The sequence below is a fragment of the Stieleria sp. genome (genome assembly GCF_041595215.1).
GTDB lineage: Bacteria > Planctomycetota > Planctomycetia > Pirellulales > Pirellulaceae > Stieleria > Stieleria magnilauensis.
Genome location: NZ_JBFHKV010000192.1, coordinates 1 through 10,020, shown reverse-complemented (window position 1 = coordinate 10,020; position 10,020 = coordinate 1). Strand labels below are relative to the sequence as shown.

8 protein-coding genes are annotated in these 10,020 nt (G+C 57.7%); 6 read left to right on the top strand and 2 right to left on the bottom strand.

Annotated features, from left to right (window positions below; genetic code table 11):
• Nucleotides 1–1,173 (top strand): right-handed parallel beta-helix repeat-containing protein (locus tag ABX749_RS09940; RefSeq protein WP_372895839.1); only part of this gene is annotated, 1,173 nt, incomplete at its 5' end.
• A 165-nt stretch (nucleotides 1,174–1,338) separates the two neighbouring features.
• Here ABX749_RS09940 and ABX749_RS09935 read toward each other — a convergent pair.
• Both ABX749_RS09935 and ABX749_RS09930 read right to left on the bottom strand, forming a co-directional pair.
• A complete protein-coding gene (locus ABX749_RS09935) occupies nucleotides 1,339–2,628 on the bottom strand; it encodes a polysaccharide biosynthesis/export family protein (protein ID WP_372895840.1) in 1,290 nt (429 codons plus the stop codon).
• Between the two features lie 206 nt (nucleotides 2,629–2,834).
• A complete protein-coding gene (locus ABX749_RS09930; RefSeq protein WP_372895838.1) occupies nucleotides 2,835–3,734 on the bottom strand; it encodes a hypothetical protein in 900 nt (299 codons plus the stop codon).
• A 613-nt stretch (nucleotides 3,735–4,347) separates the two neighbouring features.
• Here ABX749_RS09930 and ABX749_RS09925 point away from each other — a divergent pair.
• The 5 genes from ABX749_RS09925 to ABX749_RS09905 all read left to right on the top strand — a co-directional run.
• A complete protein-coding gene (locus tag ABX749_RS09925; protein ID WP_372895837.1) occupies nucleotides 4,348–5,931 on the top strand; it encodes an MraY family glycosyltransferase in 1,584 nt (527 codons plus the stop codon).
• 527 nt (nucleotides 5,932–6,458) lie between these two features.
• Nucleotides 6,459–7,043: a transcription termination/antitermination protein NusG gene (locus ABX749_RS09920; protein WP_145207265.1), complete on the top strand. Its 585-nt coding sequence runs from the start codon at nucleotides 6,459–6,461 to the stop codon at nucleotides 7,041–7,043.
• Nucleotides 7,044–7,087: 44 nt separating this feature from the next.
• The gene (locus ABX749_RS09915; RefSeq protein WP_372895836.1) at nucleotides 7,088–8,497 is read left to right on the top strand and encodes a UDP-glucose 6-dehydrogenase; all 1,410 of its coding nucleotides are present in this window, start codon (nucleotides 7,088–7,090) and stop codon (nucleotides 8,495–8,497) included.
• Between the two features lie 126 nt (nucleotides 8,498–8,623).
• Nucleotides 8,624–9,592, top strand: a complete 969-nt coding sequence (locus tag ABX749_RS09910) for a GDP-L-fucose synthase family protein (RefSeq protein ID WP_372895835.1) — start codon at nucleotides 8,624–8,626, stop codon at nucleotides 9,590–9,592.
• A gap of 84 nt (nucleotides 9,593–9,676) precedes the next feature.
• On the top strand, nucleotides 9,677–10,020 hold a 344-nt coding region (locus ABX749_RS09905; RefSeq protein ID WP_372895834.1), incomplete at its 3' end, for a GDP-mannose 4,6-dehydratase.

Sequence of the window (10,020 nt, the reverse complement as noted above, 5' to 3'; positions counted from 1 at the left end):
GCCAATCTCGAGCTCAACAACAACCGTTACGGCCTGCGGGTCAACAATCAACCGTTGACGCTGCTACCGGCGATGAATGTCGCAATGACCGGCAACCAGTATGGTGTGCTGTGCCAAAAAGAGAAGCTGACCATGACGGGCATCGAGCTTGCCGGCAACGAAATCGGCGCGTATAGCTCCCGCGGCAGCCTGTCGATTGCGCAATGTTCATTGACCGCGACGCGTTACGGTGTTTTGGGTTACCTGGACGGCGGGTGCGATATCAGTGACTCCCGTTTCAATGATGCCGCCTACGGCATTTACCTGCGAGCCGTTGGAACGACGAATCTGCCGGTCCAGATCTCCAAAGCCGTCGTGACGGGGGCAACCGGTGCTGGGGTTTATGTCCGTGGCGATCCGGCGAACCCGTTGCCCGTGTCGATCCGCAACAGCAGCATTCGGAACGGCCGACAGGGACTCGTGTTGAATCACACCCGCGCGACGGTCGACGCGTTAAATGTCGCGGATTTGTCCAGCATCGGCATTTACCAAGCAAGTGGATCGGCGGCGATCCATCGCTGCGCGTTCGCGCGGCTGACAGGCAGTTGGGCGATCCTGGCCAGGGGCGACCGTTGCGACGTCTCGCAATCCACCATCCGCACGGGGCGATACGGAATCGCGTTGCAGACCGATCGAGGCGCGGTCACCAACACGGTGATCGCGGGGACGGACTACGGGATCTACTTGCGGGCCACCGACGCGGATTATTCGATCGTGCACACGACCGTCGCCGCTGCGAAGTTTTACGGGTTGATTCGTTACGAGGGCTCGACCACGATCCGCAATTCGATTTTCGACGCGGTGTACTTTGGCCTCTACAACGCCCGGCCCGGCGGCACGTTCGACCACCAGTACAACGTGGTTCATGCGTTGCGTCGCCCTTACGTCAACAGTTCCGTGGGAATTGGCGAGACCAATGACCCGCCGCTGTTTGCCGATCCAGCGACGGGCGATTTTCATTTGTCGATGGGTTCACCGGCAATCAATTCGGGTACCGACTTGGCGGGTTTGGTTTCGATTGACCTGGACGGAAACGCCCGCCCGAGCTTTCAGGGTTATGAGATGGGGGCGTATGAGTTTATGGAACCGAGCGGATCGATTCGCGTGTTGAAATGGGATGAAGTGGCGCGGTAGCGGGGCGTGGGGAGAGACGCACCACACCAGTTTCACGGAGCGTCGACTTTCACGGAGCGTCTACGCAGGCCTGCTCGAAAGACGACCTGTTTGAAACGAACAATCGCCGCGAAAGTTGCCTTTCGCGGCGATCGGTAAAGCGAGGACGATCGGGTTGCGGACGGTTTAGTTGTTCCGCAACAGTTCTTGAATCCCGTAGGTGAAGAACGTTCCCAGACCGAAGTTCAGCAGTTCTTCTTCGGGCTTGTACTGCAGGATCAGCGTGTCGCCGGCCTGAATGAGCGGCCGTGATTTGGGATCGTTGATGGCCTTGGTCAAGTCGATTTCGATGGCGACTTGGCCGTTGCAGTCGGTTTTTCGAAGGATGAACAGTCGGCCCGGTGGAATCGTCGCGATCTGTCCGCCGATGCCTCCGATTCCTCCTCCGCCGCCGCGACCTACTGATCCATAGACGCCTTGTCCGGCCAGAGCCATCGCTCCGAGGACGTCGAGGTCATAGTCACGCGGCAAGGGGAATTGGCCACCGGGTAGCAATCCGCCCGTGTAGAAGATTTCCGTTGCTCGCGATTCGATGTAAACAATGTCTCCATCTTTCAGCGTGATTTGCTCTGGGGTCAGGTTGGGCGATTCGCCGGGCGGAAGCCGCAACGGGATCTTCAAGATATTGGGATCCTCGGGCAACTTCGGCAGGCAGGCACAGGGGTCAAGCATCGCCGCTTGGCGTTGAGCCCGAAATTTCTTCAAGAATGCTTCACGTGCCGCCTTATTCTCTTCGTTGGCACGAAGCACTTTGACTTGATTTTTTGCACTGAGGCCTGGCAGACCGCCGGTTTCAACCAATGCGTGCAGAATGTCGTTCTGGTAGGCTCTCAGTTTGACGAGTCCGCCGGTCGCGCTGCGGTCACTCCCGCCCAAGACGAACTGGGCTCCGACGCTCTGGTTGGTCAGTCCTCCACTGCTTCCGCCGTCTTCACGAACGACGATGACATCGATCGTCCGCTCTTTGATGACGGTCACGATGGGACGTGCTTTCTCGGGCCGCAGGATATCGTTATCGATGTAGGCATCGCGAATCGCGTCGCGGACCTGATCGAGGGTCAACCCATCGACGTTCAGCGGTTCGATCAAAGGCAGCGCCAGTGACCCGTCTTCCTGCACGGCGATCGGGTATCCGATTGACGGCGGCAAGGTGCTTTCGGCGTCGGGGAAGTTGACCGGCGGCGGTTCCGGTGGTGCGTTGGGCGGATTGAACGGCAGCACACCTTCGATGTACACACCGAGGATGTCGTCTGGACCGATCAGGTATTCACGCGGCGGTTCGAGCGACAGAGCCGAGATGTCCACCGGTACAAGATCGTTCTTGGGTTCGGCGAAGTATTGTTGGGGCAGCCGAGCGGCGGGCACACCATCAATCGGCTGTGTCAACGCGGAGCATCCGGTCAGCGAGCCCGCCATCAGCACGGCTGCAACCGCCTTGGCACTGAGACACCGAAGGCCAGTGCGAAGGGATCCGAGCAGACCGCCGCGGCAGACTCGGTGGTCACCGAGGTCATGTCCGTCGGTCCGTGACAGAACTGGCCCCAAGTTAGTAATACTTTTATTCATCCCTGCACTCGTCACTGTAGGTTTTCAGCGTGGATTGAAGCGACCACTGGCTGCTGCTATTCAAACTTAAATGGAATCTCGTCCGAGGCGGCACTGGCCGTCTCGACGACTGCGTCAGCGTTGTGGGAAGGCCCTGATTGAGCTTGTGACGCATTTGTTTCCAAAGTGGCGCCACTTGAAGGGGTGGGCATTTCGATCGAACCGAAAATCCCTTCGATCGCATCTTCACCCAGGGAACCGGTCGGACGACCAAAGTCTTCCAGGGTGTAGGTGGTTGACGATTGACGCGGCACCAGGGTCGCCGCATCGACCAAGCTGTCCACCTCGCTGCCGGTGCCCGGCCGATCGGAATTCGATTTCAACGCGGCATCATCCCCGATTCCGGGGGCACGAAACGTGTCCGGATCGAGTTCTGGTTCGCCGAGCTCGATGGCCGGCGGTGTCAGCGTTTCGGCCGGCAACGACTCAAACGGCGTTGTCGTCTCAATGATACGCGTCGATCCCGGGACAATGATCTCCGGTGGAATCGGTTTTCCATCGGGACCGAGCACAGGCTCGGCCTTCTCGGGCATCGTGTCGGTATCAGCGGCTGGCGGGTGATGGGCCACCATCGGGGCACGGCCCCAATACCCGACGCCGTCCTGTTCGGCCGCCTTGACTCCCAGCGGATAGCCGGCGAACCAAGCGTCGATCGCGGCCTGTCCACCGGGGGACTGGTATTTCCACCCCCAGTATTGGCTCGGCGCGACACAGGGGATGCAGCCGTCGGAACCACTGGCCACGTCGGCGTATCCTTCCAGGAAACCTGCTTTGAACTCAGCCAGGTGTGGACGGTTCTTGTGGCAGTGCTTTTCTCGCAACCAAGCTTTTGTCGCGAAGACCTTGTTGCGATGGGCGAGCATGAACTCGTCCAGGTACTCCGCTTTCCGTACCTGTCGATATGCGTTGGAGACCAACGAACATCCCGAGGCGCCGGCGAGCATGAAAGCTGCGGTCCCGGCAATGAGAAACGATCGCAGCTGGCGCCGGGCCGTCCTGCGACGCTTCGGTCGTGCGCCGCGATCGCAGGTCGATTGCGGTGGTGTTTCGGAGTTGCGTCCCGACGGAATCGGGTGGTGTTCGGGTGCGCTGGCCGCACGTGTTGAACGAATCGCCATTTGGCCCCCCTTGGCTGCTGGCGGAATTCGAAATTGGGTCAAGCATTTCGGGCAGCCCACCGGTTCATGGCGTACCGTCCTAGGGGTGTTTATCGCCGTAACGGTCGAAAGGATTTAGCCAAAACTGACGGAAACGTCAGCTGTAGGGGTTCTATCGCCTTTGTGGACCGTTCTTTTAGTGATGAATCCACCGCCCGGGAGGGGATATCCGGGCGGGCTTTCCCTCCGATCGTTGCAAAGAACACCCAAAATGAAGATTCAAAGCATTCTCCAAAACGGGTTCCCTTTTACACTGAGTGCTTCTGTAATCGTCGGGTAAACTGTGATGACCAACACGTTTTCCCCACGGGGGGGACGAGTCAAACGGTCAGCTTCGACGTTTCGACTTTTTTAGCCGCATGATAAGACACCAATGATTTGGTTGACCCTGGTTTCGCTCCTTTGCTCCATCCTTGCTGCGACAGTACTGGTCCCGGTCGTTCGTTTCATGGCACGCCGCGTCGGAATGGTGGATGCGCCTGACGACGAGCGCAAGCTTCACCGAGAGCCCATTGCGCTGTGTGGTGGAGTGGCGGTGTTCGGCGCCCTGTTGGTGGGATTCGTCAGCACGATCCTTTACGACCGGTCCTTCGGCGACTTTGACTTGGGATACGTTACGTCGCGTTGGTACGGGTTGGTCTTCGCCGCCGGCGCAATCCTGGTCGTCGGATTGATCGACGATGCCTGGGTGATGCGAGGACGCCAAAAGCTGCTGCTCCAGATTCTGATCATCTCTGCACTGGTCGGCAGCGGCACGGTGGTCGACAAGATCGGCCTGATGGGCTTTGAGATCTACCTGGGGTCGCTGGCCTTTCCCGTCACCGTGCTGTGGTTGCTGGTTGCCGTCAATGCGCTCAATTTGATTGATGGGGCCGACGGGGTGGCGACCACCGCCGGATGTTTCATCAGTCTGGGGCTGGCCGTACTCAGCTGGGAACACGGCACGCCGTTGGGATGCATTTTTTCTTTTTGCCTGGCGGGCAGCTTGATCGGGTTCCTGTTTTTCAACAAACCTCCGGCAACGATCTTCCTCGGTGACGCCGGCAGCATGGTCATCGGATTGCTGGTCGGCGTCCTCTCGGTGTGGGGCAGCGTCAAAGGTTCCACATTGTTGGCATCGGCGCCGGTCGCCATCCTGGCAGTACCGCTGTTTGACTCCGCCGCCGCCATTGCCCGCCGCTGGTTGACCGGCAGAAGCATTTACGCGACCGATCGCGCCCACCTGCACCACCTGCTGCAGAAAAAATACGGGCATTTCGGCATGCTATTCATCGTCGCCGGCCTCTGTTCGTTGACCACGGTTCTCGCGATCGCATCGGCCCACTACTCCATGCCTTGGCTGGCGTTGCTCGGAATGATCCTTGCCGGCACGTTCCTCGTGGTGACGCGTTCATTCGGTCACGCGGAATGTCAGCTGTTGATGATGAAAGCTTCGCACATGACGCGATCGTTCTTTATCACGCCGCGGCAATCTTCGCTCGAAAAGAATCACCGTTGTTTGCCGCTGCAAGGTAGCGGCGACTGGAATCTGATTTGGGAGCCGCTGGTGGATTTTGCCCAGATCCACAACCTGGCCAAGATCAGCATTGATCTCAATTTGTCGTGGCTGCACGAAGGCTATCACGCCAGTTGGTCAGACGTTCGGATGCCCGATCGAGACAAACAGGTTCAAGTCCGATGGCCCATCGTGATCACGGTCGGTCGCAGTCAAAACACGGTGAATATCGGGACGCTTCATGTCGTCGCCTCCGCCACGTCGCCGAGAATTCATGAACGAATCGCGGATTTGAGTTTAAGGTTGGTGGACCTTGAGCCGCAGATTCAGTTGATCATCGCCGAACTGGAACGGCAGCACGCCACACCCGCCGATGTCCGAGTGGCCGGAGTTGTGCCGGCACCCCGGTACGCTGACACCGAGCGCACGGCGGGTCCGCCGCTTGTGCCCAGCCGTCACTGATCTCTCGCCACGATTGAACCGGCTCTTTGATTCGTTCGACACACTTGAGCGCAGCATGTCGACGAAAACCCCGCTGGGTATCTTCACCCCTGTCCTTCTCCAGTTCACCGGTCTCTGGGACAATCCTAAAGGACCGGGACGCCGAGACTCGCACCTCAGTTGGGGGTCATTCCCGCACGATCGGCACAGCAATCAAAAGCGTTTCGCTGCACATCGAAGGCGGGATTGAATGGGTTCGGCGGTCGGGTTGCTCATTGAAGTCTGGCTGTTACGCCGACACAATTTGTAGCCGACAGGCAAAATCGGCCGACTACGCAAACTTGTCGTTGTAGATCGGCCCAATACACGATGGAAACAAAGGTCGGGTAATCACACGCTACCCCCATCCAAGGGCTGTGTGTCACCCACGTGGACGAAGTCCGCGCTAATCGCAGCGCCCCTTCACTTAACAATCTCCGCCGCCTCGTTCAAACTACGTCCATCGCATTTCCAGTCCACCCGCCCAAACATCACCGGGGGTGATCCCAATGCCAATACTCGCGAAAGAACCCGATCGATTTCCAGACGATCTGCTCGCGTCCGACCAAGCAAAACTCTCCCGCTGGTGGTTGCTTTACACCAAGTCGCGGCAAGAGAAGCAACTGATGCGTCAGCTCCGCCAGTTGCAGGTCCCGCACTACGGTCCCCAGATCGAGCAACGGCGGCGCTCTCCCAACGGTCGCATCCGAACCAGCTACGTGCCGCTGTTCAACAACTATGTGTTTCTCTGTGGCGGTGATGAATCACGCTACCAGTCGATCTGTACCGGTTGTGTCCAAAAGGCGACCGAGATCACCGATGTGGAGCCGCTGATTTACGATTTGACCCAGATTAGCGAGCTGGTCGACATCGGCGTCCCGCTTTCGGTCGAAGGTCGGTTGCAGCCGGGGCAGCAGGTTCGCGTCAAGAACGGTTCCTTTGCAGGGTTCGAAGGCGTGGTGATTCGCCGCGATCAAGAGACTCGACTGCTGGTTTCGGTCCGATTCATGGACCAAGGCGTCAGCGTCAAATTAGACGATTGCCAATTGGAACCACTCGGCAGTGCCCCCGAACCCCAAGGCAGCGACGCCTGAATTCCGCTACTGGTCTCTGAATCTCCTTTCGCGATGGACAAACGATGACAACAACGATCGATCCCGTTTCTAAGATTTGCTGCATCGGAGCCGGATATGTCGGCGGCCCCACGATGGCAATGATCGCACACAAGTGCCCTCATATTGACGTCAAGGTCGTCGACATCAACGCCGATCGGATTGCGCAATGGAATTCAGACCGTCTGCCGATCTACGAACCGGGCTTGGACGAAATCGTTCATTCCAGCCGCGGCAAGAATCTGACGTTTACGACCGAAATCGATCAGGCGATTCGCGCCGCCGACATGGTCTTCATTTCGGTCAACACACCGACCAAAACGTTTGGTGTCGGGGCCGGTCGAGCGGCGAACCTTGAGTTCGTTGAGAAATGTGCCCGACGTATCGCCGAGGTTTCCGAAGGCCACAAGATCGTGGTTGAGAAATCGACGTTGCCGGTGCGTACCGCCGAAGCGGTCAAACGGATCCTGTCCAATACGGCCAACAATGCGACCTTCGACGTTTTGAGCAATCCAGAATTTCTGGCCGAGGGGACGGCCATCGAAGACTTGCTGGAACCCGATCGAGTGCTCATCGGGGGCGAACGTCCCGAATCGATCGAAGCGCTTGTCGACATCTATGCCAACTGGGTGCCACGGGCCCGCTTGCTGACGACGAACTTGTGGAGCAGCGAACTTTCGAAGCTGACAGCCAATGCGTTTCTCGCCCAACGCGTCTCGTCCATCAACGCCATCAGCGCCCTGTGTGAAGCAACCGGGGCGGACGTTGATGAAGTGGCTGCCGCGATCGGAACCGATTCTCGCATCGGACCCAAGTTTCTCAAAGCCTCGGTCGGTTTTGGGGGCAGTTGTTTTCAGAAGGACATTCTGAACCTGGTTTACCTGTGCGAGTACTTCGGTCTTCCCGAAGTCGCAGCGTATTGGGAACAAGTCGTTCGAATGAACGATCACCAAAAACAACGCTTCGTCACGCGAATGGTTCGAACGATGTTCAACACCGTCTCGGACAAGAAGATCGGCATTTGGGGATTCGCGTTTAAGAAAGATACTAACGACACGCGTGAATCGGCATCCATCTATGTCTGCCGCGACCTGTTGTTGGAAAAGGCCCGCCTTTGCATCTACGATCCGCAAGTTAGCGAGCATCAAATCCTGAACGATTTGGAATACGTGTTCACCGAGGGCGACAACAAAATCAGTGAAGCCAAACGCGAACTGATCGAACAACACGTGACATTCGCCTCGAGCGCTCAAGAAGCCTCCAGTGACGCCCATGCGATCGCCATCTTGACCGAATGGGATGAATTCGCGGACGCCGATTTTGACGCGATTTATTCAACCATGAAAAAGCCGGCGTTCGTGTTCGACGGCCGCAACCGACTGAAAGACCTGGGGCTCAAGGCCAAGGGATTCGAGTATCACGGGATCGGATTCTAAACCTTTCGATCCGATCAGTACCTCTGCCGCGAAAGTCATCCCGGCTTTCGTTTTCGTCTTGATGACCTTTCGCACACCGAAGTCGTAGTGGCTTCGCGAATTGACCTAACGCAATCGTTTCAGCCAATGACTTCGGAACAACTTCCCAAGGGACGAATCTATGTCGCCGGTCATCGTGGGATGGTGGGCGCCGCGGTTGTTCGTCATCTGCAACAACTCGGCATCGATGACGATGACCTGATCACACGCGACCGGAGCGAATTGAATTTGATCCGGCAAGCGGATGTCGAGTCATTCTTCGACGCCGAGCGGCCCGATGTGGTCGTGTTTGCGGCGGCCAAAGTTGGAGGCATTCACGCCAACAACACCTATCCGGCCGAATTCATCTATGACAACTTGATGATGGCGGCCAACGCGATTCATGCCGCGTATCGGTTTGGCACCGCCAGATTTCTGTTTCTCGGCAGCACATGCATCTACCCCCGCATGGCTCCCCAACCGATGCCGGAAGACTGTCTGCTGACGGGGCCTTTGGAATCGACCAACGAAGCGTATGCGTTGGCGAAGATCAGCGGATTGAAACTGTGTGAGCACTACCGAACCCAATACGGTGTTAAGTTTCATTCCGCCATGCCGACCAATCTTTACGGCCCCGGCGACAATTACCATCCGGAAAACTCACACGTGATGCCGGCGATGATTCGTCGTTTTCACGAAGCGGTGCGTGACGGTTTGGATGAAGTGGTGGTCTGGGGGACCGGCACACCGAGACGCGAATTTCTGCACGTCGATGATCTGGCCCGCGGGTTGATTCATCTGGTCAATCTGGACCAGCCGCCGAATTTGGTCAATGTCGGCACCGGAACCGACATTTCGATCCGGGAATTGGCCGAATTGATTGCCGAAACGACCGGATTCGACGGTAAAATCTCTCAGGATACCTCCAAGCCCGACGGCACCCCGGTCAAACGCACCAACATCGATTTGATCAAATCAACGGGTTGGCAGCCGCGCATTGATCTGGAAACCGGCGTCCGAAAAACCTACGAAGACTTTTTACGTGCGAGCCAATCCGGCGCGCTGCGGGCAGTCTGACCTGTCCGGCGGCACAAACGTGACGCGCCCCGCCGTACCCAAAAACCACACATTCTTGCTATTAATTCGACGGCGAAACGAACCATGAGCAACGCATCAGGCAATTCAAAGACGGCACTGATCACGGGAATCACCGGCCAGGACGGGTCGTACTTGGCCGAGTTGTTGCTGGAGGAAGGCTATGTGGTGCATGGCATCGTCCGTCGCAGCAGCACGTTCAACACCGATCGGATCGAGCACATTTATACCGATCCGCACAACGCCGACGCGCGGTTGTTTCTGCACTATGGCGATCTGACCGACGGACAGAATCTGACCAATCTGGTTCTCAACATCGAGCCCGACGAGATTTACAATCTGGGTGCCCAGTCACATGTCCGGGTCTCGTTCGACAGCCCGGTCTATACCGTCCAAACGACGGCCGTCGG